Source organism: Hymenobacter sp. (assembly GCF_036387835.1).
Lineage (GTDB): Bacteria > Bacteroidota > Bacteroidia > Cytophagales > Hymenobacteraceae > Hymenobacter.
This window is the reverse complement of sequence record NZ_DASVSY010000044.1, coordinates 1-25323: the sequence shown is the minus strand read 5'-3', so window position 1 is coordinate 25323 and position 25323 is coordinate 1. Positions and strand designations below refer to the sequence as shown.

25 protein-coding genes and 2 pseudogenes are annotated in these 25323 nt (G+C 52.9%); 17 read left to right on the top strand and 10 right to left on the bottom strand.

Annotated elements, in window-relative coordinates:
• Nucleotides 1-71: 71 nt before the first annotated feature.
• Entirely contained in the window at nucleotides 72-854 is a 783-nt protein-coding gene (locus VF639_RS08925) for a hypothetical protein (RefSeq protein ID WP_331145548.1), read from the bottom strand.
• Between the two features lie 797 nt (nucleotides 855-1651).
• On the opposite strand from VF639_RS08925, the gene VF639_RS08920 reads away from it, so the two are divergent.
• From VF639_RS08920 to VF639_RS08895, 6 genes and pseudogenes are all read left to right on the top strand, one after another.
• Nucleotides 1652-2515, top strand: a complete 864-nt coding sequence (locus tag VF639_RS08920) for an ETX/MTX2 family pore-forming toxin (RefSeq protein ID WP_331145547.1) — start codon at nucleotides 1652-1654, stop codon at nucleotides 2513-2515.
• A gap of 233 nt (nucleotides 2516-2748) precedes the next feature.
• The gene (locus VF639_RS08915; RefSeq protein ID WP_331145546.1) at nucleotides 2749-2952 is read left to right on the top strand and encodes a chromate transporter; all 204 of its coding nucleotides are present in this window, start codon (nucleotides 2749-2751) and stop codon (nucleotides 2950-2952) included.
• Nucleotides 2953-3357: 405 nt separating this feature from the next.
• Nucleotides 3358-3870: pseudogene (locus tag VF639_RS08910) on the top strand (transposase); the annotation flags it as partial.
• A gap of 3 nt (nucleotides 3871-3873) precedes the next feature.
• Nucleotides 3874-4686, top strand: a complete 813-nt coding sequence (locus VF639_RS08905) for a transposase (protein ID WP_331145605.1) — start codon at nucleotides 3874-3876, stop codon at nucleotides 4684-4686.
• A gap of 359 nt (nucleotides 4687-5045) precedes the next feature.
• Nucleotides 5046-6479 (top strand): ComEC/Rec2 family competence protein, encoded by a 1434-nt coding sequence (locus VF639_RS08900; protein ID WP_331145545.1) that lies wholly within the window; start codon nucleotides 5046-5048, stop codon nucleotides 6477-6479.
• 727 nt (nucleotides 6480-7206) lie between these two features.
• Nucleotides 7207-7482, top strand: coding sequence for an integrase core domain-containing protein (locus tag VF639_RS08895; RefSeq protein WP_331145544.1), 276 nt, complete (start codon nucleotides 7207-7209; stop codon nucleotides 7480-7482).
• Between the two features lie 453 nt (nucleotides 7483-7935).
• Here VF639_RS08895 and VF639_RS08890 read toward each other — a convergent pair whose 3' ends face one another.
• Entirely contained in the window at nucleotides 7936-8175 is a 240-nt protein-coding gene (locus tag VF639_RS08890) for a recombinase family protein (RefSeq protein ID WP_331145543.1), read from the bottom strand.
• A gap of 548 nt (nucleotides 8176-8723) precedes the next feature.
• On the opposite strand from VF639_RS08890, the gene VF639_RS08885 reads away from it, so the two are divergent.
• From VF639_RS08885 to VF639_RS08865, 5 genes are all read left to right on the top strand, one after another.
• Nucleotides 8724-11102 carry an outer membrane beta-barrel family protein gene (locus VF639_RS08885; protein WP_331145542.1) on the top strand — a complete coding sequence of 793 codons (2379 nt, stop codon included), beginning with the start codon at nucleotides 8724-8726 and terminating at the stop codon, nucleotides 11100-11102.
• 96 nt (nucleotides 11103-11198) lie between these two features.
• Complete coding sequence (locus VF639_RS08880; RefSeq protein ID WP_331145541.1) at nucleotides 11199-11396, top strand: hypothetical protein; 198 nt, start codon at nucleotides 11199-11201, stop codon at nucleotides 11394-11396.
• Nucleotides 11397-11486: 90 nt separating this feature from the next.
• A complete protein-coding gene (locus VF639_RS08875; RefSeq protein WP_331145540.1) occupies nucleotides 11487-12782 on the top strand; it encodes a radical SAM/SPASM domain-containing protein in 1296 nt (431 codons plus the stop codon).
• Nucleotides 12775-14985: a peptidase domain-containing ABC transporter gene (locus tag VF639_RS08870; protein ID WP_331145539.1), complete on the top strand. Its 2211-nt coding sequence runs from the start codon at nucleotides 12775-12777 to the stop codon at nucleotides 14983-14985. Before VF639_RS08875 ends, VF639_RS08870 begins: the two co-directional genes overlap by 8 nt.
• Nucleotides 14986-14987: 2 nt before the next feature.
• Nucleotides 14988-15218, top strand: a complete 231-nt coding sequence (locus tag VF639_RS08865; RefSeq protein WP_331145538.1) for a hypothetical protein — start codon at nucleotides 14988-14990, stop codon at nucleotides 15216-15218.
• A gap of 87 nt (nucleotides 15219-15305) precedes the next feature.
• Here VF639_RS08865 and VF639_RS08860 read toward each other — a convergent pair whose 3' ends face one another.
• Nucleotides 15306-15500, bottom strand: a complete 195-nt coding sequence (locus VF639_RS08860) for a site-specific integrase (protein WP_331145537.1) — start codon at nucleotides 15498-15500, stop codon at nucleotides 15306-15308.
• A gap of 297 nt (nucleotides 15501-15797) precedes the next feature.
• Here VF639_RS08860 and VF639_RS08855 point away from each other — a divergent pair, with 297 nt between their 5' ends.
• From VF639_RS08855 to VF639_RS08835, 5 genes and pseudogenes are all read left to right on the top strand, one after another.
• The gene (locus VF639_RS08855) at nucleotides 15798-16268 is read left to right on the top strand and encodes a transposase (protein WP_414654692.1); all 471 of its coding nucleotides are present in this window, start codon (nucleotides 15798-15800) and stop codon (nucleotides 16266-16268) included.
• Nucleotides 16186-16629: a DEAD/DEAH box helicase family protein gene (locus VF639_RS08850; protein WP_331145536.1), complete on the top strand. Its 444-nt coding sequence runs from the start codon at nucleotides 16186-16188 to the stop codon at nucleotides 16627-16629. Before VF639_RS08855 ends, VF639_RS08850 begins: the two co-directional genes overlap by 83 nt.
• A gap of 500 nt (nucleotides 16630-17129) precedes the next feature.
• Nucleotides 17130-17633 (top strand): CRISPR-associated protein Cas4, encoded by a 504-nt coding sequence (gene cas4, locus VF639_RS08845; protein WP_331145535.1) that lies wholly within the window; start codon nucleotides 17130-17132, stop codon nucleotides 17631-17633.
• 81 nt (nucleotides 17634-17714) lie between these two features.
• Nucleotides 17715-18371 (top strand): annotated as a pseudogene (gene cas1 / locus VF639_RS08840) (CRISPR-associated endonuclease Cas1); the annotation flags it as partial.
• Between the two features lie 86 nt (nucleotides 18372-18457).
• Nucleotides 18458-19606 (top strand): ISAs1 family transposase, encoded by a 1149-nt coding sequence (locus VF639_RS08835; RefSeq protein ID WP_331145534.1) that lies wholly within the window; start codon nucleotides 18458-18460, stop codon nucleotides 19604-19606.
• Here the strand turns inward: VF639_RS08835 and VF639_RS08830 are convergent.
• From VF639_RS08830 to VF639_RS08815, 4 genes are all read right to left on the bottom strand, one after another.
• The gene (locus VF639_RS08830; RefSeq protein WP_331145533.1) at nucleotides 19565-20023 is read right to left on the bottom strand and encodes a hypothetical protein; all 459 of its coding nucleotides are present in this window, start codon (nucleotides 20021-20023) and stop codon (nucleotides 19565-19567) included. The two genes, VF639_RS08835 and VF639_RS08830, sit on opposite strands and share 42 nt — an antisense overlap.
• Entirely contained in the window at nucleotides 19969-20304 is a 336-nt protein-coding gene (locus tag VF639_RS08825) for a hypothetical protein (RefSeq protein WP_331145532.1), read from the bottom strand. The genes VF639_RS08830 and VF639_RS08825 overlap by 55 nt, the downstream gene beginning before the upstream one ends.
• A gap of 285 nt (nucleotides 20305-20589) precedes the next feature.
• Complete coding sequence (locus VF639_RS08820) at nucleotides 20590-21015, bottom strand: response regulator (RefSeq protein ID WP_331145531.1); 426 nt, start codon at nucleotides 21013-21015, stop codon at nucleotides 20590-20592.
• Nucleotides 21016-21026: 11 nt separating this feature from the next.
• Nucleotides 21027-22475, bottom strand: coding sequence for a sensor histidine kinase (locus tag VF639_RS08815; RefSeq protein ID WP_331145530.1), 1449 nt, complete (start codon nucleotides 22473-22475; stop codon nucleotides 21027-21029).
• A gap of 193 nt (nucleotides 22476-22668) precedes the next feature.
• On the opposite strand from VF639_RS08815, the gene VF639_RS08810 reads away from it, so the two are divergent.
• A complete protein-coding gene (locus VF639_RS08810) occupies nucleotides 22669-23682 on the top strand; it encodes a hypothetical protein (protein WP_331145529.1) in 1014 nt (337 codons plus the stop codon).
• Here VF639_RS08810 and VF639_RS08805 read toward each other — a convergent pair.
• The 3 genes from VF639_RS08805 to VF639_RS08795 are packed head-to-tail and all read right to left on the bottom strand — an operon-like array spanning nucleotide 23610 to nucleotide 25152.
• A complete protein-coding gene (locus VF639_RS08805) occupies nucleotides 23610-23954 on the bottom strand; it encodes a chemotaxis protein CheB (RefSeq protein WP_331145528.1) in 345 nt (114 codons plus the stop codon). The two genes, VF639_RS08810 and VF639_RS08805, sit on opposite strands and share 73 nt — an antisense overlap.
• A 32-nt stretch (nucleotides 23955-23986) precedes the next feature.
• Nucleotides 23987-24685: an IS630 family transposase gene (locus VF639_RS08800; protein ID WP_331145527.1), complete on the bottom strand. Its 699-nt coding sequence runs from the start codon at nucleotides 24683-24685 to the stop codon at nucleotides 23987-23989.
• Entirely contained in the window at nucleotides 24682-25152 is a 471-nt protein-coding gene (locus VF639_RS08795; protein WP_331145526.1) for a helix-turn-helix domain-containing protein, read from the bottom strand. Before VF639_RS08795 ends, VF639_RS08800 begins: the two co-directional genes overlap by 4 nt.
• Nucleotides 25153-25323 lie beyond the last annotated feature (171 nt).

Sequence of the window (25323 nt, the reverse complement as noted above, 5' to 3'; positions counted from 1 at the left end):
AAGAAACGCGAAAAGTGGTAAGGAGCAGGTCCTTACCACTTTTCGTGGCTGAGTTGAAAAGCGCGCGGGGCTTAGCAGGTTTGCGGGCACGGGGCGGTTAGGTCGTAGTAGCCGCTCTCTTCCTCCCGGCTGAGCGCCAAGGGCTGGTTTTGGGTCAGGGCCGGCTCAGCAAACCTTTCGGCGCTCCCCGTCGGGGCAAGGGATGAGCCTGTTGGGGCCTCGGCATACAGCATCAGGCCGAAGGTGTACACGTATTCCAGCTCGGATTCGCGGGTCTCGTACAGGGAGTAATATTTGTGGAGCCCAAATTTGATATGAATTGTAAGATTATCCTTGGTAACAGAGGGGCCTCGTAGCGTCCCAATGGCCTGCATTATTTCTTTGAGGGGATAATTATATCCCTGCAGAAAGCCATAATGGACCTTGAACATCTTTTGGTCGATACTACCTTCCTTCACTTTTTGGTGCCACTCCCGTTGCCATTCCTCCATCAATATAGCCGGTAAATTGCCCTCTCCAACTGACGGGGCCGAATACTGGTGGTGATGGCTAAAAGCCGCGGAGGTGAAGTAAGGAGTTAGCACCTGATTGTCTTTATCGGCCCCAAAAAGCAGCAAATGAAAGCGTGGGCCATGCTCCTGGGAGTGATTCAAGCCAAAGCGAATTTTCACGTACGTAACCCCGGGCGTCGAAAACAGGTGGCGAAGCGTGTCGAAGTCGAAGGTCATCCCGGTTTGTACTCGTCCGTCTTCTCGCAAGAAGAATTTATACCGGTCTTTGGTGAGCTCTACCTGTTTCCAGCGCTCTACCCAGGCATAATAGTCGGTTTCGGGAATTACGTGTTGGGGATGCATACAGTGAATCTGGTTTAGAAAGTTAGAAAAGGGGGCCAATGGTAATACATCAACTGTCGATAGTCGGGCAGGCCGGGTAAAAAGCGGATTTCATCGGCGTGCTGCAGTCTGAGTCAGCTTGCTGCCAAAGGAAGAGTATTTAACCGTAAGCTTACCACGTAGAAACACCTGTCGTGCACAGGCCAACAGCCCAATTCCTTTTCAAACAAGTCCCTAGCCACCGGGCGTAGGATACAGTTCCTGTCCTTTTTCGCTGGCGGCTGGTTACGTCCCCGGCTTGGCTGACCCCACCCCTTGCCTGGCGAGTGGTACGACATCCCGGTCAGATAACTGAGCCGTGAGGCGAACGCTGCCTACAACAGCTAACCGGGTTGCCAGAGCTTGTCCAGCAGGTGTGGATAACACCTGTCAGGCACCGCTACCAGTTAACTCAAGTGGCACTTTTCCTGGTAGAAATATAAAGCAGATGGTTTAGCAAGTAGTTACTGCTCGTTTCCAAGTGGAAACACCTGGTTTAAAAACAGGTCTTTCTACGCGCAGTAAAGCGTCTTGAAATGCGTCCCTTTGTAGAGGGCAGGGTTGCTAGCGCAAGAGTTTCGCAGCGAGTTAGGATTAGGAGCAGAATGCCAGGGAAAACACACAGCAATAAACCATGCCTTTTTTTCAAGCTCAACCATAGCAGAATTTGTTTCGCTTGCTAGGGTTGATTGCACCTTTCTCATTTCTTATTTTTTCACAATTTCAAGAGTAGCTGTATGACTGATTTGAACGCGATTGTTAATGCTTGGGCACAGTGGATGAACACCAAATGGAAGGGTGGAGGGATTCGCTATACCGCCAGCACCGATTACAATGCAGTAGACTCGTGGCTTTGGAAAAATTATCCGCAGTACCAGGTGGTGGTTACACCGGTTTCTTTCTCCTACTCTCCCGCGCCAGCGCCGGTGATGAGCACACAGAGCTCGGTTACGACCAATAATGTCAACAAGACCGGCATACAAGAGTCGGTACAGTACACGCAGGGAATGACGACGCAGCAGCAATTTACCTGGACGGTCACGAATGCGCTCTCCGTCGGTGTGGAGGTGACTGCGTCCGTTGGCGTGCCCAGCGTGGCAAATGTCGGTTCAAAGGTTTCAACCACCCTTAGCTTCACGAAGACGACCACTACACAAGTAACGAACACGCAAAATTGGAGTGTGATGCTGCCCGTGGTGGTGCCGCCGCGCACGACGATCGACACGCGCTTGGTTGTTACTATCGGAACGTACAACGTGCCGTGGACGGCAACAGCGGTGCTAATGAAGAGCGTAGCCATCTGGTTTAATAACAAGGTGGCTTTAAACGGCGGCTCAGATGCCCATAACCTCTGGTTTGTGCCCATTACCACGGTATTTGCCGATGTAGCCACGAATTTGAAAGGAGTTAACCTCAGTGGTTACCAGAACTATTTTGGAGGAGGAGTAGGAGCCACCTCAAGTGGCACGTTCACGGGCGGACAGGGCGTGCAGGCGGCAGTCGACTTTACGCAGCCAACTGCGGCAGAAGCCGATGCAGCTGCTGCAACTCAGAATATAACAAGCATGGTGCCTCTCGACAATGGCATGAGCACCCTGATTGGGGTAGACGCGCCTGTAGAGGCCGCTATCCCCGTTAGCTAGTCTTACCAATAGGACAAGCGCAGCTTATCGGCCCTTTCTTGTTCAAGACGTATAAAAAGTGCCGGCCAGTAGGTCGGCACTTTTTATACGTCTTGAACAAGAAAGGGCCTTTACAGTAGCCTTTGTGTTTGGCAGTGGCTCGGCTATCGTTTCTTTTCTCCACAGCGGGGTAGTTCAGCAGTTCCGTTAGATCACGGAGGCGCAGTTGCTTGGCGCGGTGGCCGTAACCATAATTGCGCCCGATCCAGTCGTCTACCGTCACTCTCATTGGCTACCTAGTCGCGGGCCTGCCGGGCGCGTGTATGGCGGCGCTGGCCACGATTCTGCCCTGCTTCGTGCTGACGGTTGTACCGGCGCTTTACTTCAAGCGTTATGGGCAGTACCCTGCAATAAAGCTTTCGTGGAGGGCATCACCGCGGCCGCCATTGAAGCCCTGAGCAAAGCAATGGTCGTGCTCGCTTTTCGTTCGCTGGTCGACATGCCCACGCTAGTGCTGGCCGCGCTCACCGCGCTGGCCCTATGGGAAGTACCCAAGCTCAAAAGAACCAGTGTTTATTCTACTCGCCGCTGGGCTAGGCGTAGTGCTCGAGATCTGGGGTACGTAATTCAGCTGCCGTCAATAAGCTTTTTGCAAATGTGTATCTCGTTCGTTCGTTTATTGGAGCGTGGCTGTTGCAGAACACGCAGCTCATCTGCTGCTGAGATGCGTAAAAGGCCCTATGCAAGGCAAGAAGCAGTACCTCGATAAAGTCGTGACTCGCTTTCGAGTTTCCGAGCGGGTGCCCGCTCATAATCTCTATCGTCAGCTAGCGGAGCTAGTGGACTAAACCTTTCTCTACGAGGAGACGAAAGCACTCTATAGCCACACCGGGCAGCCCTCGCTCGACCCCATCGTCTTTTTCAAACTGGTGCTCGTCGGCCGCCTCGAAAACCTAGTCAGTGACCGCTGCTTAGTGGAGCATTGTGCCCTGCGGCTCGATATCCTCTATTTCCTCGGCTATGAGGTAGATGAGGACTTGCCTTGGCACTCGACCGTGAGCCGCACGCGCCAGCTCTTTCCCGCCCCTATTTTTGAGCGCCTATTTGACCACGTCTTCGCCCAATGCGTCACTCGGGGGCTGGTAGCCGGTGATACCCAAGCCGTCGATTCGGCGCCGGTGAAGGAGAATGCATCGCTCGATAGTGTGCGCGAAAAGCAAGTAGCCGGCATTACGGCACCGTATCTGACCCTTGTGGGCCCGGAAAATGGGATAACCCCCACACCACCGGCCATCACGGCCGCGCCCCACCTGTTGCGACGGGAAGCTGCCCGGCAAGCCAAACGACGGACCGAGCCCGGTCCCCTGGGCGCGTAGCACATAAAAGCGCGATTACTGAGCAACAAGACCCACTATAGCCCGACTGATCCGGACGCCCGCATCTCCATCAAGCCGGGCAAAGCCCGCGCCTTAAACTACCTGTGCCGCCTCGCTGTCGACACGGCCAAAGGCGTCATTAGCCATGTGCAAGCCGACTTTGCCGATAGCCTGCATCTGCCGCATCTGCTGACGGGGTTGCAGCAACGCTTGCGCACGAACGCCTTACTGCTACGCGATGTAGTGGCGGATACGGCCTATGCCAACGGCCCCAACTACGCCTTGCTAGAGGCCCAACAGGTGACGGCTTGGATCCCGGTTTTCGGCCAATACAAGCCTGAAATCGAGGGCTTTACCTACGACCCCCAAGCCGACGCCTATCACTGTGCAGCGGGTAAAGAATTGCCGTTCCAGTGGTATGATATTACGGCGGATGACAGCTGGGTCAAGCTCTATTGGGCGCCATGCCGCGACTGCCAGCAGTGTTCTCTCAAACCCACCTGTGTGCCGGGCTCCAAGCGCAAGCAACTCACCAAGACAATTTACGAGGCGGCCTACCATCGCGCGTGGCAGCGGCAGCAGAATCGGCGGGGCCAGCACATGCGCCGGGTCCGGCAAAGCACAATCGAACCCGTTTTTGGCAATTTGATTCACCACTATGGCTTACGCCGCATCCATGTACGAGGACAAGCCGGAGCCCATAAGTCGAGGCTGATAGCAGCCATTGCCTACAACCTGAAGAAGCTGCTGAGACATCAACCTACCCAGCGGCTGAGCATGGCGATGGTACTGCCGCTCCCGCCTATACCCCCGTAGGCCCTGGCTTATGGTTGCGGACTCGGCGCAAACTTGCTAAACCCAAAGCAAAATGACATCCCTGGCAACCTGACTGGAGTTCTGCAACAGCCACGAACGTTTTCGTAGACGGATATGACAGAAAACTTAGGATAATAGAGAAGATAGGTAGAGATAAGTAAACGTTGAGCAAGTTCTACCATAAAAAGTATATATTAATACTTAGATGGCAGCACTCCATCAGCTTTATCTCCTGAGGTTTTAACCTATCGGCTATAGTTGAGTGACGACAGTAGTGAAGTAAGGTAGGTAATTCCCTTGTTCCTTGGTACCTCTTTGTCTCAAACGCCATGCCCTACGCTACTTATCCCCATGTCCTCATGTACGATCGCCCTGGGGGCACTGCTATACAAGACCTGCTCTGGGGAGATTACCTCGGGGACGTGTTAGAGACCGATGGGGAATGGAGCCGAGTCGAAGCTCGGGGACCAGATGGCTGGATTAAAACGGACCAGATGCAGGATAACCGCATCCTAGAAGTCAATTTCATTGACGTAGGACAAGGTGATGGCTGTTTTATCGTTACGCCCGACGACCGCTATTTACTCATTGACGCCGGCCAATACGCCAATATGGAACGCTTTCTGACGTGGCGCTTCAACCTGCGCTATCACGAACAGACCATTAAGCCGTTTGAGTACGCTATCATCAGCCATCCCGATGAAGACCATTATCGAGGTTTTGCGCCGTTATTCACCAACGAGCGCTTCCGCTTCGAAACCGTATGCCACAACGGCATTATTGAGCGAGCCGGCGACGACATGTTGGGTTTGAAGGTAGAACATGAGGGCCAGGCATACTTAGCCGAAGTAGTTGATACGGATGCCGAACTCCGCCAGCTGGTGGACCAAGATTCCATGCGGGGCGGCAAGCGGTACCCCAACATGCTGTATCAGGCGAGGCAAACCAACCGTGTCGATGCGTTCCGCATGGTGAGCACCGACGGCACCTCCGCCTTCCTGCCTGGTTATGATCCAGTAAATGGAGATAGCATTGCGATCCAGATTTTAGCCCCCGTGCATGAAACGTTGCCGGGATCGGACCGCAAAGTGCTGCGCGATTTCGGCCGTCCTGGTGTAACGAAGAACGGGCATTCCGTGGTGTTAAAACTCACTTTCGGTAAGGTCCGCATCTTGCTAGGTGGGGATTTAAATACGAAATCCGAAGCCTATTTACTGGCGCACTACACCGGCTTGAATCCGCTTAGTGAAGACCCAGCGGAAATAGTGCGTCTGGTAGCAAAAGGGCGAGAATTCTTCGAAGCGGACATTGCCAAAGCCTGTCACCACGGTAGTCACGAATTTTTGGATGTATTCCTCCGCTGCGTCAATCCATTAGCGACCATCGTGTCAAGTGGCGACGGCGAACCGCACGCTCATCCTCGGCCTGATGCTTTAGGGGCCCTGGGTAAAAATGGCCGCGGCCAAAGACCCCTTATTTTTAGCACCGAACTAGCTCGTTCAGCCCGCGAGGGGATCGACAAGCCCGAAAAGTTAGTGGCCCTCATCAACGAGTTGGAGGACGCCATCCGAACGGCAACCGAACCGGCCGTGCGGGCTCAGCGACAGCAAGAGAAGGCCGCCGCCTACCGGCTACTAGAGCGGAGCATCGCCGTTTACGGCATGATCAATGTACGCACCGATGGGGAACGAGTAATTATCGCTCAAAAGCTGGAGAAGCCTGGCTCAGGAGGCCGCAAATACGACATTCATCAACTGGAGTTGGTAGAAGGCGTATTGCAGTACGTACCTTAGGCTGTAGCTAGCCGGTCGACATTAAAAGCATTTCGGCTTTTGCTACAACAAAACTGAGGATACATTCAGGTACGACTAGGATTAGTAGTTCGCACGCTTTCCTGCTTGACCTTTCACCTCCATAGAAGGTAGCTCTCGACTACCCGTTTCCTGAGTTCTTGGTAGAGGCCGCAACAAACGCAATACGGTGGCTTTGTGAAAGGACCCTCCCCAGCGGGTGCGATAGCCATGGGCGTTGAGCTCGGTAGCAATGGCTCCCAAGATCAGGCCATCGCGCTGCAACAGCAAAGCCAGCCGGGAGGGATAAGCGCAATGTAGTATTCCGCATTGTACCATGTGGCTAAAGGATTTGCTATAACTGGGCTAGCCTTGAGCTATTTGCAGGAACTGCTGAAACATGCAGTCATTGGTTTGTGGGATTGTCTGCCTGATTTCTAGCTTATAAAATCTATTACTTCGCATCGACAGAGCTCAACCATTAGTGCCGCAACTGGTCGGATAATAGTCTTTATAACGCAAATAAGCCCTGCTCTTGGCCGTTGGGTCCCCTTGCTGGTCCTTACTAACTACATTTATAAAGGCTAGCATGCAGTCCTAAAGCTTCTAATGCAGGTTATAAAAACTATTAATAAGCTCTCAGGTTGCTCTACAAGTAAATAATGGGAATAAGAAAAGCCCCATTCACTCGGACCGGGGCGGCCAGTACTGCGGCAACGCCTACCGCCAGTTGCTCTACGACCACCAGGCCGTGCGCTCGCAGAGCCGCAGCGGCGAGTGCTACGACAACGCGCAGGCCGAGCGCCTCTGGCCCCGGCTCAAAACCGAGGTGCTCGAAGTACGCGAGTGGCCCGTTTTTGCCGATCTCTCGGACGCGCAAGCCAGCGTCGCCGACTATTTTGATTATTATAATCACGAGCGCTTGCACTCTAGCATTGACTACCAAACGCCCTATCATGCTCACCAACAGCTTCTTCAACCTAACGCCCTAAACTGTCCAGCGTAACTAGACCACCTCATCCTTCCTCCCTGCGGTGCTGCTGAGCCTTGTGCTGCCACTGCTCCCTATCTCGGTTACGTCGGCGCAAACAGTGCGCCCGCTTGCTCAACAGTCGATCCGTGCTCAACGGCCCGTATCAGCGGCTAAGTCCAACGAGAACCTATTGGACGTGGCCGTGTCGGATAGTTCTACTACTTACCTCGTTTTCGGTGGCCCGTTGTCATTGGTAGACGTGGGCATGGCAGGCAACTATCTGGTTAAAATCGAAGCCAACGCCGTTTTTGTGCGCGCTAAGCGTAAAAACGCGCCGCCTACCCCCATGCTCATTCGCTCCGGTTCCAAGTACTGGATGGGGCGGTTAGTCTACATAAATCGGCCGGTTCTTCAACTCTACGATTTCCAGAAAGACGGCGCGTTGGGCTTCAACAATAGCAGCTCGGCTGGCTCGGTTCCTGAGAATCAGTTGGCAATGGACAAGGAGCAAGAATTGAAAAGCGATGTGGAGGGTACGCCCGTGGACGTGGCCGCCTGGAGCTGGGGGCGCTCGTTCTTCTTGCCCGATTCCACTTCGACAAACTCCCCGAGCAAGTAGGCCGCCGGGGTGGACGTCCCTACCGCGGCCCGCTGGGCGGCGAGGCCGAGGCCGGACTGGCCTTGCTTCTGGGTAGAGACGCGCAGGTAGGCGACGTAAGATTTCATGCCGGGGGGAGAAGGTTGGGCAAAAGCAACCCCGATTTCGCATATTTCACAGTCGTTAAACGGTCCATTTAACAAACGTGGCGCTGACTTTAATAATCAACGATAGCATAGCCTTATAACACGATGTCTGGTTGGAGTAGAAATGCCCACGAAAAAAGAGAGTGTTCTTAGCAAGTGGTGGCTGACTACTTAATATAAAAGGGCCTTTGTATTAAAACACTGAAAATGAGCGATATAAATAAAGATGTAGTGGGCTTGTATATTTATTTTAAAGTTTTTTTTAAGATTTTACCAACAATTATTGTAAGACTCTTAAACTATATATATACTTGTGATAAGCAGATGTCGGCTGCTCTATGATCCGCTGCTATAACCGACCTACCTACTGCAATTATTGGTCACAACTCTCGAGTTGTCTGATCCTTGGCACGCTCCAGTGCTTAGGGGTTCCTGACTGTCCGTGACCCTCAATATCCTTTCTAGCAGCAAGTGCACAACGTGCTTTTATGCTGTTAGCAGTCGTGTGCTTTCTTATCGTTCGTGCTTTTATGAAGTGGTTTCATCGATTCCTGACGGCTCTTCTTTGGCTTATACCCTGGGCTGCGTGCTTAAGCCAGAGTAGGGTAAGCGGCACCATTACAAACCTGAAGGCAGAGGCAGTAAACTTCGCTTCAGTGATCGCTTTCAAAGAAGGCAAAGTAGTAAACGCCGTAACTGCGGACGACAATGGAAAATACCAAATCACTATAGCGGCCGAGGCTCCCTTTGAATTGCTTTATAAAGGGTTAGGCTATGAAGAACATAAGCTTGTGTTCCAGACGGCTTGCGATAGTACAGTAAATGTGCAGCTAAGCCCAAGTCAGAATAAGATTAAAGAGGTCGTTATTCTTGGTAAGAAGCCGCTAATCGAGAGAAAGGTCGATCGCTATGTATTCAATATTGAAAACAGCTTAGCCGTATCCAATACGGATGCCTTTGAGGCAGTAACTATGACGCCCGGAGTATTCTCTTCGAATGGGTCGATCAATATTATTGGCAAAGGCGTGACCCGCGTCATGCTAAATGATCGGTTGCTGACGCTAGCCGGAGATGAATTACGCGATTTTTTAAAGGCCTTGCCTTCCAATGACATCGCCAGCATTGAGGTAATTACCACACCTCCTGCTAAATACGATGCGGAAGGTAATAGTGGGCTTATTAATATAAAGTTGAAGACGGTATCCTTAAACAGCTTTTCCGGTTCAGCCAGCGGACGCCTGGCTCAGGCAGCGTATACTTCCGGAAATGGAAGTACGTCCCTGAATATGAATCAGGGCAAGTGGACGGTCAGTTCCTCCCTAAGTGGCAATTATGGATCAATTAAGCCAATTGAAAAATTACAATTCGTTACTTACGAAACTACGCGAAATGACTATGCTCAGCGAAGAGAATACAATAAATCTGTAACTGCTCGGCTGGCGGCCGATTATAAGCTTCGACCAGGCCGCGTCTTGGGGGTAGAGTTGCTGTCCACTTTAAGCTCCCCGGATAAAGTGCAAAAACGTGAACTGCATACCTGGAATATAAATGAGCAAGTTATATCGGCGCAGAGCTCGTCACTACGTAATGCAACGGACGGGGCCTTTTTAGCAGCCAACCTGCACTACAACCTGGCGCTTGATACGCTAGGCCGCAAGGCCCTAGTAAATTTAGACTATTTCGGGAACACACTAACCAGTAACACATTCATTAATAGTATTCGCAGTGATGGGGGCAACAATTTGCCCTCTTATTCTACCCTTTCTATAAACACTGATCGAGATATTAATACTTATTCGGCCAAAGTGGACGTCGAATATCCCGTCCGGTTTGCGGCATTAAGCTGGGGCGCCAAAGCGGCTTACACGACCGTGAAAAGCTACCTAGGTAGAGCCAGCATTGGCACCGAAGAGCCTCCCATCTCCAGCGTTAAGGATGAGTTTGACTACCAAGAAAATATTCAGGCGCTCTACTTCAACGCGGATAAAAAAATATCTAAACAGCTTCAGGTACAAGGCGGACTACGCCTAGAAAGAACGGACATCACTGGCCAGTCGCGGCAAGGTCGTAGTACGGATTTACAATACCTGAAGCTTTTCCCGTCGGTACATGCCGCCTATAAAATAAATGACCTGCAATCTTGGTCGTTTAACTATGGCCGCCGGATTAGCCGCCCTTATTATAGATTGTTAAATCCCTTCAGGTGGTACGATAGCCCCTACTCGTACGAAAGTGGCAACCCCCATCTGCTGCCCACCCTAAGTCATAACTTGGAATTGGCTTACACGCATTCGGAAAGCCTGATTTTTTCGGTTGATTATTTGAGAAGCTCCAATAGCATGAAGGAGATCACTACCATCGACTCGGAGGGCCTTCAAGCAACCATCCCCTTAAACTATTATAACGTTCGAACTTACGGAATAAACATTACATACATATACAATAAGCTGAAGTGGTTTGAATCTACCAACATGATTAATGGCTACCATTATGCCATACTATCAAATCTAGAGTTCACCGATTCACGCCTTAAACAAGTTGGGTTTTATGCTTCCTCCCAAAATACCATAGTGCTTAATAACAAGATGGGAATGAAGCTAAATGTTTTATTTACTTACAATTCGCCTTATTTAGATGGCGTTTATAAAGTGCAGGGTTTTTCAAATCTTAATTTAGCTCTGCAAACTCTGATTTTAAAGAAGAAAGTTACTGCTCGCGTGGGGGTTTCAGATATTTTTAGATCTCAAAGAAATAAATATGTTGCTAACTACAATAATGTTACTTTACTTAGTAATAATTATTATGACCGTCGGGCTGCCACCGTGTCACTGCAATATCGTTTCGGCAACAAGAAAATAAGAGGCACCAATAATACGGGAAGCAACTCTGCTGAAATAGATAGATTATAACGAAAAAATTACTTGAAAGTGCACGTTCAAGTAAGGGTTCAATATGCGATCTAATAACCCTAAACTTTGATCGTACAACCTTTATTATAATTCACAATGAACCAGAATTTCCAGGCAGTGTCGGCGAATATGGATCCTTTGCATGAAGGACAAGAAGGTAAACTCAGAGGCGGGTTTGCCGCGGCAGATTCTATTATTGACGACGAGGTTGCCGTCAACGATTATTGTCAGAATAATAAGTGCACGGGCACGGGTGGAGAAAACTACCGTTGCAGCAACACAGGCTGCAACTAAGATAAGTTAAAGAAAAGGAGGGGGTAGGGAGAGTTCCCTGCCCCCTCCTTTTTTCTACTGTATATTTTAAACGCTTTACTCTAATTCATCATGAAAGCAAGCCAGTTTAATTCGTTTTTTCCGTACGAAGACAAAGTCGTAGGGTATAATGCTTTAAGTGATCAGTTTATTGTTCTGGATCCTATGGTTCACTCGTTGTTGGAAGCCGCCGTTTCTGAACGAAATATTGATGGACTAGACAGCTATCACCCTGATTTCTACGCTTTCCTGATAAAAAAGAAGTTTCTCGTAGAAAATGAGTTTAATGAATTAGAAGTTGTAAAAAACATTCGTGAGCAGGTAGATATAGATGGAAGTACTTATACGATGGTGGTAAACCCCACCATGAATTGCAATTTTAAATGTTGGTACTGCTACGAAAGTCATATTAAAGACTCTAAAATGAGCAACGATATGATTGAGAAAATCATTAAGTTTTCGGATAACCTTATCAGAGAAAAAGCTTATTCGAGCTTCCACTTGTCTTGGTTTGGAGGAGAACCTTTGCTTTATTTTAAGGACGTCGTTAAACCGCTGATTGGGGCTTTACACAGCAAGTTCGCGCAAGCAGGCATTCATTTTGCTTCGAGCTTCACCACCAATGGCTTGTTGATTGACCAAGAGATGGTCAGCTTTTGCACGCAACATGATGCAAAGTTTTTTCAAATAACGTTGGACGGCGATGAAGAGCGGCATGACCTCGTCCGTTTTATTTCTAAGAACAAAGGTTCTTACAAGCAGATTTTAAACAATATCTCCTTGTTAGCCGAAAACGACTGTCAAGTCACGGTTAGGATTAATATTTCAGAAAACACACTCCAGGGTCTGGAAAATATAGCCGCAGACTTTAAAGCATTTAGCCCAAAAGCTATTGCTAATATTGTTTTCTCATTCCAAAAGGTATGGCAAGTAACTACGAATATTCACTCTGAAATTGAAGGTAACATTCAAACCTTTCGGGATATGGGCTATAAAGTAGAATACATAGGTGGGAGAGCCGATACCTTACGCAATTCCTGTTACGCTGATAAAAAAGGGCAAGCCACTATCAACTATAACGGGGACGTGTTTAAGTGCACCGCCAGAGACTTCAGTGATGCCAACAAGGAAGGCGTGCTCAATGATAATGGGGAGTTGGTGTGGAATGAGAAAAGAGATCAACGCTTACAGGCTAAGTTCAAGAATACTCCCTGCCTTTCATGCAAGATCTTGCCTATCTGTAATGGCGGCTGCAGTCAGAATGCCCTGGAAAGCTTAGGGGAAGATTACTGCGTTTTTGATTTCGATGAAAAGAAGAAGGACGAGGTTATCTACCATAAGTTCTTAGAGAAAGTGGTTTATGCCTAAACTTAAGTTTATCCCGCAATTCGATCAGATGGATTGTGGGCCGGCTTGTTTGGCGATGGTTTCGAGTTACTATGGCAAAGCATATTCGCTGCAGTTTCTTCGTGAGAAGTCGTACGTCACCAAGGACGGGGTCAGCATTCTAGGAATTCGGGATGCAGCCGGGGCGATTGGCTTTGATACGATCGCCGTAAAGCTCTCCGTGGAAGATGTTGCTGCATCAGATAATCTGCCCTGCATTCTGCATTGGAATCAAAACCACTTCGTGGTGCTTCACGGGGTACTAGCCGCTAAAAACGGCCGTAGGCAGTTTCTGATCGCGGATCCCGCCTTTGGGCGTTTAAAGCTTACTGCCGAGGCATTCGAAAAGGCCTGGTTAAGTGAGTCTAGCAAAGGAGTAGCAGTGCTCCTGACTCCGGAACAAAGGTTCTACAGCCAAGCTGTGCCCAAGCAAGAAGGGGTGAGGTTAAAACATATGCTCGCTTATATAACCCCTTATAAAAAGAATATCTTACAATTATTTCTGTCGCTGCTGGCGGGAAGTTTTATCACCTTACTATTTCCCTTTTTAACTAAATCATTAATAGACAGGGGAGTTAATAACCGCAGCCTACATATAGTATTTATTATTCTGCTAGCTCAGATATCTCTGCATCTAGGCTCAGTAATTATTGACATTGTCAGGAACTGGGTAACTTTATACGTTGGCGCCCGGGTTAACATTGCTATCGTATCAGATTTCTTTAAAAAAATACTAAAGCTTCCGATCAGGTTTTTTGATACAAAGCTCGTTGGAGACTTCAATCAACGAATACAAGATCAAGATAGAATCGAAAGATTTCTTACCTCACATAGTTTAATCACGATATTTTCTGTGATTAATTTTTTGGCATTTTTCGTAGTTTTATTATATTATAACTCAACCATTTTATTGGTGTATATATTATTGACCACCGTTGCTATTGCTTGGTCAATATTTTTCATGAAGCAGAGAAAAATATTGGATATCCAACGGTTTCAGAACCGTGCCGAAAGCCAAGGGGCTATCTTTGAAATTGTTAATGGCATTCAGGAGATAAAATTAAATAATTATGAAACGTATAAACGTCAGACGTGGGAGCAGATCCAGATCAAGTTGTTCGGAGTAAACTTAAATGTGCTGCGAGTGGATCAGCTACAGTTGATGGGATTCGACTTTATCAATCAAATTAAAAATATACTCGTCGCTTATATTGCCGCCCGCCAGGTGATTATAGGTAACCTAACTCTGGGGTCCATGTTAAGTATTACCTATATCATTGGGCAAATGAATTCGCCCGTAACGCAATTGATTTCCTTTTTCAGATCTCTTCAGGATGCCAAGCTTAGTTTGGAAAGGCTCAATGATATGCAAGTGCAGCAAGAGGAAGAGCAGCCTCATCAAGTCGCATTCACGCCCAGTAGCCCTGACTCCGATACAACAACTAAAAAGGGTATTGATATAAGAAACTTGAGTTTTCAGTACGAGGGACCGCGTTCCCCTTATACTCTTAAAAACATTAATCTCTTTATCCCGGAAGGAAAGACCACGGCTATAGTGGGAGAGAGTGGCAGCGGCAAGACCACTTTAATGAAAATATTATTAAAATTCTATGAACCTACTTCCGGCTATATTATGGTTGGAGAGCACGGATTGCATGAGCTTTCTGCGAGCTCATGGCGAAACAATTGTGGAGCCGTGATGCAAGACGGATTTATCTTTTCCGATACGATCGAGCGTAATATTATAACCAGTGACGCAGTGGCTGACGATAGCAGATTCAATCAAGCAGTTGCGGCAGCTAATATTAAAGACTTTCTGGTTTCTTTGCCTTTAAGAGAAAACACCAAGATTGGTTCCGCTGGTACTGGTATTAGTGGAGGCCAAAAACAACGCCTGCTGATTGCGCGCGCAGTCTATAAAGCTCCTCATTATATTTTCTTTGATGAGGCGACATCGTCCCTGGACGCCAATAATGAAAGTATAATCCACCATAATTTACAGGAGTTCTTTGTAAACAAAACCGTGGTAATTATTGCGCATCGTTTAAGCACAGTGAAAAATGCGGATCAAATAGTCGTGCTTAAAGACGGGATGGTCATCGAACAAGGAAATCATTCGGAACTCGTGGCTTTAAAGGGAAGCTATTTTTCTTTGGTAAAAAACCAACTAGAGCTCAGTGTTTGATTATGGACGATAATTTGATAGATAAGATTTCGGAGCATGATTATTTTCTGGTAAAGCATGCATTCAAAATAATTCTGCTGGTAGTGATTTCACTTGGGTTTATGCTGCACTATTTAACTGTTGGTGACCGCCCCTTAGTGTACACGTTAATTGATTCTTACCAGCAACCGAAGGAACTCAAGCAAGGCGCGGCTCCCAAATCTGATCCCCTGTCGGCTGAGAAAAAGCCTTAACCTTGCTTTTCCGTACCCTTCCAGCGCTTGAGAGTACAATTGCCTCTGCACGTGGCTTCCCCTAAGGATAGGGATAAGCATGGCACCTTATAGCCCTAATTTATGCCCTGCATTGTGCTGGCGCACGTTATCGAGGCGGGTATAGCGGCGAATCTCGGTGGATGTCTTGTGCTTGGTCTGGTTCATGACCTCGGAGTCATCGGCCCCGGCCAGCTTGGCCACCGTCACGAAGGAAGCCCGCAGGGAGTGCGCGGAAAAGGTGGGGTCCAGATAGCGTTGCACAATCAGGTTCAGGTGCTTATTCGTCAGCCGGCGCTCTGTGAGCCGACTGTTTTTGCGTAAGGATATCAATAAGGGTCCTTCACTGCGGCCCAGGACTTTCAGCCAGCTTTGCAAGGACCGAACTGGGCAGAGCAACAGCTTGGGGAGTATAAGATGGCTTTTTCCTCGTTTTCGCCCAGCTGGTTGGTTTTGCTCTTTTTCAGGTCAACTGAGGTGGTCGGGTGCAAACGGACACGGAGCTAAGGTAGGTTGAGGTGGTCTAGAGCCTGTTATGGACTGGTGAGCTAAATTCGGGGCATGGCACGGCAAGTTGGTTACCCGAGTGATGTAACGGATGAGGAATGGGCGTTTGTGGCGCCGTATCTGGCCCTAGTGCGCGAAGATGCGCCGCAACGGCAGCACTCGTTGCGGGCCTTGTTCAACGCCGTGCGTTACCTGGCCAAGACCGGCTGCGGCTGGCGCTACCTCCCGCACGATTTGCCGCCTTGGCCAGCGGTGTATCAGCAGTGGGCTCGCTGGCGAGACAACCGCTGTTTTGAGCACCTGCTGGCTGATTTGCGGGAACTGGCGCGCCTGCTGGCCGGCCGTCAGGCCGAGCCCACGGCCGTGATTTTGGACTCGCGCACGCTGCAAAGCACGCCCGAAAGCGGGGCTCGCGCGGCCGCTCATTATCTATGCCAACACCGTGGCCCGCGCCCAAGCCTATTGGGACTGGTTTCAGGCGAAGAAAATCGTGGAGGTGGTGCTGTACCATTCGCGGTTCACTGAGCCGCACAAGGAAGCTATTGAGCGCAGATTGATTGCTATGCTTGGGGCAGATGCGTGGGAAAAAGGGCAGCCCACAGGTGTCGCCATTCTAACCCAAATCGGAGAGTTGAGCGTCAACATCAGCGCCGACCTGATGATTTCCGACCTCTGCCCTACCGACCGGCTGGCCCAACGGGCAGGGCGGCTAGCGCGTTTCAAAACCCGACGCGACGGTAAGCAGGCGGTAGTAGGCGAACTATACTTGGTAGAGCCGCAAAAAACGGATAAGCAAGGCACTAAAAATTCTTACCCGGCACCCTATGGCCATTGGCTGGGCAAGCGCTGGGAGGCCACCACTGTTTTACAAAAGTCAGACACCTAATTGACAACTGGGCTGTATTCGCCTCGGCGTTTTGTGGAGTTGGTTGATGACTTGTACCCAACCCTCATCAAAGAAGAAACAGAGGTGCAAAATAATCGAGAGGAGTTAGAAAAGCTGATTGTACAGAATTGGCTGCTTTTGCCAAAAGCCGAAACGGAGTTGGATGATGAGGAAACCACGCAGTGGAAAAGCCGAGACATCGGCCCGCAGAAAGTGGTGTATGCCGACACTGATTTTTCCGTCTTTGACCTAGAAGGTGACCCCCGAAATTTTACAGGAGCTTTTGCTTTCCGTGAGTGGGCATTGCCGCACAGCATTACCATTCCGGTATATGATTTTCAACATGCCCGAAAAGCTGAAAAGCTGGAAGCTATTACGGTACGCATCAATGAGGAGATGGAGACGATTTATATTGTCAAAAGCAGTTTTACGGCAAACAGCAAGGGCTACGCTTCGACCAGGAAACTAGCCCCGAAGATGATTTTTGATCTCACAGCGCTATGCACATCACCGGCAAGCACATCAACTATTACCACATCTGCCACCGCAAACTGTGGCTGTTTCACCACGGCATCAGCTTTCAGCAGACGCACGAGAACGTGGCCGATGGCTCCCTGCTGCACCAGACTGCCTATCCGCAGCGGGCGGCGCGCTACCGGGAAATTCAGATTGACGGTATTAAAATCGACTTCTACGATCCACAGGACCGGGTCATTCACGAAATCAAACGCTCCGATAAGCTCGAACATGCTAGTGTCGCGCAGCTGCAATACTACCTCTGCGTGCTGGAGCGGCACGGCGTGCCGGAACCAACCGGCCTGTTGGAGTATCCGAAATTGCGCCAGACGCAAACCGTGGCCCTCACCGACGCCGACCGGGCAGCCATTCCGCAATGGGAAACCGATGTTGAGCGCATTGTCACGGCGGCCGGGTGCCCGCCGGTGATCAACAAGCCCCTCTGTAAGCAATGCAGCTACTACGAGTTCTGCTACGTGGGCGAATGAGAAACCAGGACGTCGGCTGGGCTCGGCTGGTATTCCTGCCTTGTTTCTGGAATACGATTACTCTGCCTAATCAATGGTTCGATGAGAAAAACCTACTATCTATTTAATCCCGGCCGGCTGGCCCGCAAGGATAACACGTTGCAATACACGGCCTATGAGGAAGATGGCACACCCGGTGCCGTAAAGTATCTACCCGTGGAAGACGTGGCCGACCTCTACGTTTTCGGTTCGCTTGATGCGAACAGTGCCTTGTATAACTTCCTGGGCAAGCAGGGTATTTCGGTGCATTTCTTCGATTACTACGAGCACTACACCGGCTCGTTTATGGCCAAGGAGTATCTGCTGGCCGGCAAGCTGCAAGTGCAACAGACGCAGCATTATACCGCCGAGGCCAAGCGGATTGTGCTGGCCCGTAAGTTCGTAGAAGGCGCGGCGTTCAACCTGCTCAAGAACCTGCGCTACTACCAAGGTCGCGGCCGCGACGTGGCCGCCCACATCGACCAGATCGAGGGCTACGTGGCGGCCCTGCCGTTTGCCACCGCCATCGACGAGCTGATGGGGCTCGAGGGCAATATCCGCCAGACCTACTACCGCGGCTTTGACCGGCTGGTACCTGCCGACTATGCCTTCGGCACGCGCACCACTTAGCCGCCCCAAAATGAGCTGAATGCGCTCATGTCGTTCGGCAACATGCTCTGCTACGCGGCCTGTCTCTCGCAGATTTACCACACCCAACTCAACCCCACCATCAGGGCTTACGCATCAAAAATAGGGCGAAGTATTGAGAGCGGACCTTTGTCTTTTCAGACATTGTTGAGTTCTTCATGCTCAGCCAACTCCTTGCTTCTTTCGCCAGCCTTCCAGACCCGCGTTGCGCGGGCCGCACCCGGCACCGCCTACGCGATATACTGGTCATCGCTATTTGTGCCGTCGTCGCCGGGGCCGAAACGTGGGTGGACATCGCCCACTATGGTCAATTGAAGCAGGCGTGGCTGGCCACGTTTCTGGAATTGCCGAGCGGCATTCCTTCGCACGACACGTTTCGGCGCGTGTTCTCCCTGCTCGACCCGACAATGCTCGAACAGTGCTTTCGCCAGTGGATGGCCACCACCGTCCCACCCCTTCCCCGTGAGGTCGTGGCCATCGATGGCAAGACGGTACGCCGCTCCTTTGACCGGGGGCGGGCACAGGGCCCGTTGCACGTCGTCAGCGCGTTTGCCACCGAGCAAGGCCTGAGCCTGGGGCAAGTAGGCGTGCTAGGTAAAGGACAGGAGTTGACCGCTATTCCTGTCCTAATCAGTGGGCTGCAGTTAGCTAACACGATTGTTACACTCGATGCGCTGGGCTGCCAACGGACCATTGCCCGGCAGCTACTGGCCCAGCAGGCAGATTATATTTTTGCCCTCAAAGGCAACCAAGGGCGCTATTACCGGGCTGTCAAAACCTATTGTCAGAGGAGTTGCGTCGACCGCTGGGCCGAGCACCCCGCTGACTACGATGCCTTTGACCGGCGCCACGGTCGCTGGGTGCGCCGCCGGGCCTGGGTGCTGCCGTTGGGCGACGAGGTAGCCGCATTGCGCACCTGGCCGGGCCTGCGGGCCGTTATCGCGGTCGAAACCATCCGGCAGGTGCAGCACCAGCCGGGCACGCAGGTGGAGTGGCGCTACTACCTGACCAGTTGCCCCGATGCCCCGGCCGTGCTCATTCAAGCCATTCGCCGCCACTGGGCCATCGAAAACAGCCTGCATTGGGTGCTGGATGTCGTCTTTCGGGAGGACGAGGCCCGCAGTCGTGACCGGGTAGCAACCCGCAACTTCGCTGTCTTGCGCAAGCTGGCTTTCAACCTTTTACAGCAAGGAAAACACCAGCCTGGCAGTCTGTGGGCCCGACGACGGAACGCGGGCTGGAACGATAACTACATGACCCAACTCCTAACCCACGCCCGCCAAAACGACCGTGCGACTGCTCCTTAGATTTGATGCGTAAGCCCTGCCGGTCTGGTACACCTGGTCAAACAAGGCTACTACCCCCAGTTCGACGGACTCCGGGGTGCCTTCGCGAAACGGCCGGCCGAGGAAGGAGCGGTACGGAAACAGGCTTTGGTAAGAGGGGTTGACGAACTGATAGATATGGTCCGGCCCCTGGTAGACGGCAATGTAGGCGGGCATCTGCGTGAGGACCTCGCGGAAGCGCTGGCGCTGCTGCGCGGCTTCGGCGCGGGCTCCCTGCTCGGCCGCCAAGCTTTCGCGCAGGGCTTCTTCTACGACCGAGCGGGACTGCTCATTGGTGCCCGAGAAGTTGACAATGAGCACGTTTTCGTAGCGCTGGGCGGCGGTCAAGAAGTACCCATTCCCCCCATCGGCCCGGTAGCTGGTTTGGTTGCGTTGCACCTCACCCGTGGTAAAGGCCTCGCAGTACTTAGCAAACACCCCGTCTGCGCCGTGGGAAACAGTGTCAACAGCGACTCGGTGGGGCAGTCAGGTTGCGCGAGCAGGCGCTGGCCCGCCGGATTGAGCGACACCCAGGCAAAGTCGCAGATGGTTTCGTTCCCTTCGGCGTAGAGCGGGCGCAGGACCGCTACGGCGGTCAGGGACATGGTCAGCAGCGTGTGCAGGAATCCTGTAGGGTGGGCAACGTCGGCCGGCAGGGCTAAGGGAGCAGCATCAGACATAAGCGATAGAACGCAGCCGCACTAGAAAGACCAGAGGCAACTGACTAAAGGACACGAAGAAGGAGGCCTATCTACACTTGGTAACGATATCTGTTAGTTGGCAGTAGGGATAGCCTTAACAGGCTACCCACTTACTAAATCGTATTCTGATTCATACGTGGACGCGTGTTCGGAGCCGGCCACCTGGGGAAGTACAAGCATGAGTAGGAAGCAACTGATAAGCTTAGCGTACGGAAGTCGCTGTTACAGGTTCAGCAACGCGGTTTCCCTGGCGGGGACATTGCCTTAACTAGCCGGGGCAGGTTGGCTGAAATGCTCCGCCATCAACTGCTGGATTTTCTCGGTGGTCAGGGGCTTGGTGAGGTAGCCGGCAATGGGCAGGTTCTGCATCTTGGTCACGTCGTCGGGGTTGAGGGAGGTGGTGAGCATGATGATGACCACGGGCGGGTCCTGGTGCCGGGGCCGCTGGGCGTAGGCCTGCAGGAACTCAAAGCCGTTCATGATGGGCATTTTCATGTCGAGCAGAATCAGGGCCGGGCAGGTAGGCGAGGTAGGCAAGTCGCAATGGGTGTGCAGCAGGTCGAGGGCTTCCTGGCCGTTGCCGGCCACCAGCACCGTGTCGGTGATGGCTGCTTTTAGCAGCCGCCGCTGGTTGAGGTAGTTGGTGGTAGTGTCGTCGTCGACGAGCAAGACGCTGGAGAGGGCGGGCATGAAGACAGGAATTACGGGGTGGGCACCGGCGCGTGGGGCAGATGCACGAAAAAGGTGGTGCCGGCGCCGAGTTGGCTGTGTACCTCGATGCGGCCGCCGGCATTCTCGACCATGCGCTTGACCATGTAGAGGCCGATGCCGGTGCCCTCCACGTGGTCGTGGAAGCGCTGGAACATGGTGAACAGGCGCGGCAGGTGGTGGGCGTCGAGGCCCAGGCCGTTGTCGTGGACTTCGAGCACGGTAAAGCCGCCGCGCACGTGGGCCTGCACGTCCACGTGGGGCCGGCGGTCGGGGTGGCGGTACTTGAGGGCGTTGCTGAGCAAGTTGAATACCACCGAGCGCAGGTTCTTTTCCGAGAAGAGGATGGGCGGAAAGTCGGTGACGGCTACCGTCAATTGGGCCTTGGTTTCCTCGAGCAGCGGCAGCAGGTCGAGGCGCACATTTTCCACCACGGCGGCCAGGTCCAGGGCGGCAGCGGGGCGGGCGTGCTCTTTCTGCAGCTTGGACACCTCCGTCAGGTGTTCGATGGTGCGCTTGAAGCGCTCCACGGCGTTGGACATGAAGTCGAGCGTAGGCGCTACGTTGTTGTCGGCCAGCACCACGTCGGCGGGCAGCACTTCGCGCAGCAGGTAGAGCAGGCCTTCGAGGTTGCTGATGGGCGCTTTGAGGTCGTGCGAGGCGGTGTAGATGAAGTTATCGAGGTCGACGTTGGTGCGGGTAAGCTGGTGGTTGGCGTCGTTGAGCTCTTCGTTGGTGGCTTGCATCTCCTCGTTGATGGCGGCCAGCTCCTGGTTGAGGTTTTCGACCTGCTCGCGTTGGGCCTCCCGCTCCAGCAGGGCCCGCACCTGCTCGCGTTGGGCGTCCTGCTCCAAGCGGGCCAGCGCCTGCTCGCTCACCTCGTGGGCGAAGAGGGAGATGCCGACTATCTGCCCGTTTTCGTGGTAGGGCTGGTACGTAAACGTGAAGTAGCCCGTGCGCGGGGGCTGGCCACCGGGCTGGTCCATGAGCAGCGGCACTTCCAGGCCGAAGTGGGTTTCGCCGGTCTGGTAGACGCCGTCCAGGATGGCAATAAAGCCCTGCTCGAGCAGTTCGGGTACGGCCTCGGCCAAGTCGAGGCCCACCAGCGGGCGACCGGGAAAGAGCCGCTGGTACGCCGGGTTGACGTACGCGACGTGGTGGTGGGGGCCGCGCAGCAGTTGCACCATGGCCGAGGTTTGCTCGAACACCTGGTAGAGGGTTTCGCGCTCCTGCACATGGCGCTGGGTGGCGGCCAGCAGCTCGGCCTGCAGGGCGTCGGCGTGCTGGCGGGCCCGGACTTTCTCGGTGACGTCGACGATGAAGGCGAGGATGCCGATGGGCTGACCCTGGGCGTCGGTCAGGGGCTGGTAGGTAAAGTCGACGTAGTAGGTGACGGGCGCTTCGCCGAGCGGCTGAAACGCCACGTGGGTTTCGTAGCCCACGTGGGCCTTGGTTAAAAGTTTGGTACAGATGTTACAGTGGCCCCAGAATGCTCATAACGTTTACCAGCCTTAGTAGCTGAATAATAAGCCGTTTTGCTAGAATTATTACTTATTTGGAGGTCCTTTACTCGATAGGTATTTTAAAGCACTTGAGTAGCGGTAAGTTCGGGCCTGAATATACTCTCTCTCGCCTATGACTGCCGTTTACTCGCTCGACCGTTTCCGGCCTATCCTCTGGTTTGGATGTCTTTTGCTGTTGATTATTAGCTTAGAGCATACCATCACGGCTTCCCCGCTCTTTAGCCAGCGACCACTACTCCCGTACGCCGTCACGTTTGACCTGCTCGTGGGTATCCCCGGCTTGTTCTATGTGCTAGTCGTACGCCGCTGTCAACTTCCCCTTAGCAGTCTGGCTGGGGTAGTTGGGGCCTGCCTAGCTCTTGCTTACTGGCTGCTGCCGGTTGCCCATCAGGCTCCTTTACAAGCTTTGCGCTTCTTACCAGCATTGCTGGAGGTAATTACCGTCCTGCTACTGGTCACTAAGGCTCGGCGGCTTATGCTGAGCTACCAAGCAGCCTACCAGCAACAGTCACACTTCTGGCCCAGTGCGCAACTAGCCGTGCAGCAGACCCTAGGTCCAGCCGGTGTATTGCTGGTCGCGGAAGTAGATATGCTACGTTATGCGTTGCTCGGCTGGTGGGCTAAGCCGGAAGTAACACCGGGAACCACCGCCTTTAGCAGTTATCAAGAATCTGGCTTTACGGCGTTTGTCGCCATGTTAGGAGTCGCTTTGGCGGTGGAAACGGCCGTCATACATCTGCTCGTAAGCTTGTGGAGTGCTCGGGTAGCGAGCTGGTTGTTGTTTTTTGATATGTACACCTTGGTTATGCTGGTAGCGCACGGCCAAGCGGTACGTTTGCGGCCCAGCTTACTCACAGTCGATACGTTACAACTCAACGTCGGCTTTGTCTGGCACCTAACGGTACCCTTGAGGGAACTTGTATCCATCGAGTCGCTGCGAGATAACCCTGAACCAACTGATGGCCTGCTCAACCTCACTAAGTTGCTCTTCACGCCACCGAATCTGCTGCTCACGTTTGCCCAACCCATCACGGTGAAAGGTCCTTATGGGATTCAGCGTACCGGCTGCCGCTTGGCGGTGTATCTGGACCGGCCGCAACAGTTCAAAGAAACCATTGAGCGATAATGACTTTTACATGTCAGCAACCACCGGCTCTGGCATGCAAAAGGCTGCATGAGGTAACATCTGTGCCAAACTTTTAACCAAGGCCTCAGCAGCTCGGGCAAGATGCTTTGCGAATCGGCGGCGACGTGCTGTACTACGAAGATGGGAGCCGGGAAATCGTGCGGCAGCGTCTTGACCAAGTCCAGCAAGGCAGACACGCCGCCCGCTGAGGCGCCGATGACGACAATGTCGCGGTGCGGTTTGTGAACTACGCCCGGGGTAGGTACTGCCATTGCATTCAGGAAAAGAGGGAGCCTACTAGTGCTTAGTCAGGGGAGTTAGTTACCCTAATTTTCTGGTAGTGTCGGTCGAGTTTGGTGCGGGCCTTCTCGAGGGTGCATTGCCAGTGGACGGTGGCGCGGGCGGCATTGCGCTGGGCCACGCAGGCCGCCACGTGGGCGGTGAGTTCTTCGAGCGTAGGAATGCGCTGGTGCAGGCACTGGCGGGCAATGGCCGAGAGTTCGAGTTCGACCATGTTCAGCCAGGAGGCGTTTTTGGGGGTGTAGTGCACCTCGAAGCGGGCCGCCAGCGCCCGGGCCTCGTTGGCGGGCAAGTACTGGTAGAAGATGGCGTCGGTGTGGGTATTGAGGTTGTCCTGCACCAACACGATTTTCTCGGCCTGCGGGTAGTGGGCGGCCAGGCGCTGCATAAAGCGGCAATAGTCGGCCCCGGTGCGGCAGGCCGAGGCCTCGACCAGGCGCTGGCCCGTGCCCGGCTCGAAGGCGGCCAGCAAACAGGCCGTGCCCTGGCGCACGTAGGTGCTGCTTTCGCGGCGGGGCCGCCCGGCCTTGGCCGGTTGCTCGCCCACGGCGGGCTGGGCCGGCACCGGGGGCAGCGGCTCGAGGGGCTGGCCATGGAGCACGCACGGGCGCTCATCGAAGCAGACGACAGGAAAGCGCGGGGCATAGGGCCGCTCGTAGACGGCCAGCACGTCTTCCATACGGGCCACAAAGGCCGCGTTCATCGCCCCCAGGCACCAATGCTGCTGGCGGTGGGGCTGCAACTCGTTTTTTTGAGCACCTGGCTCACCGTTTCGTGCGAAATAGTGTCCACCAGGCACAGTGCAACGGCTTTATCGGCCAGCAGGCGCAGCGTCCAGCGGCTGTGGCCCACCGGAGCTGGCGTGCAGGCCAGCGCCGTCACGGCGGCCCGTTGTGCCCCATCAAAGCGCGGGGGGCCGCCGCTGCGCGGCGCTTCGGCCAGGGCCGCTTGCCAGCCGCCTGCTTCGTAGCGTCGGCGCACCTGGCTCACCGCCTGTCGGCTCAAGCCTGCGGCTTGCCCGGCCGCCTGCTGACCGACGCCACGGGCCAAAGCCAGCAGCGCCTGGGCCCGGCGCACGGCCCGCACGGGCCGGCGGCCCGTCCGGATAAAGTTGGTCAAGGCGGCGTGGTCCGCCGCCGGTAGGGTGAAGGAAGTGAGGGGTCGTGCCATAAACCAGCAACACCCTGCCAGAGTATTTTGTTAGCTAACTCAAGTTGCGGGGTATAGGGGAGGCAGAAAAAAAGTCTGTTCGGCAAGAACAGACTAGGTTTGAAGTATTCGACCCCTTCAACTCCTGCTGACCATGCGCGAACAGACCGTTGCAATGTACTGCTTCCTGGA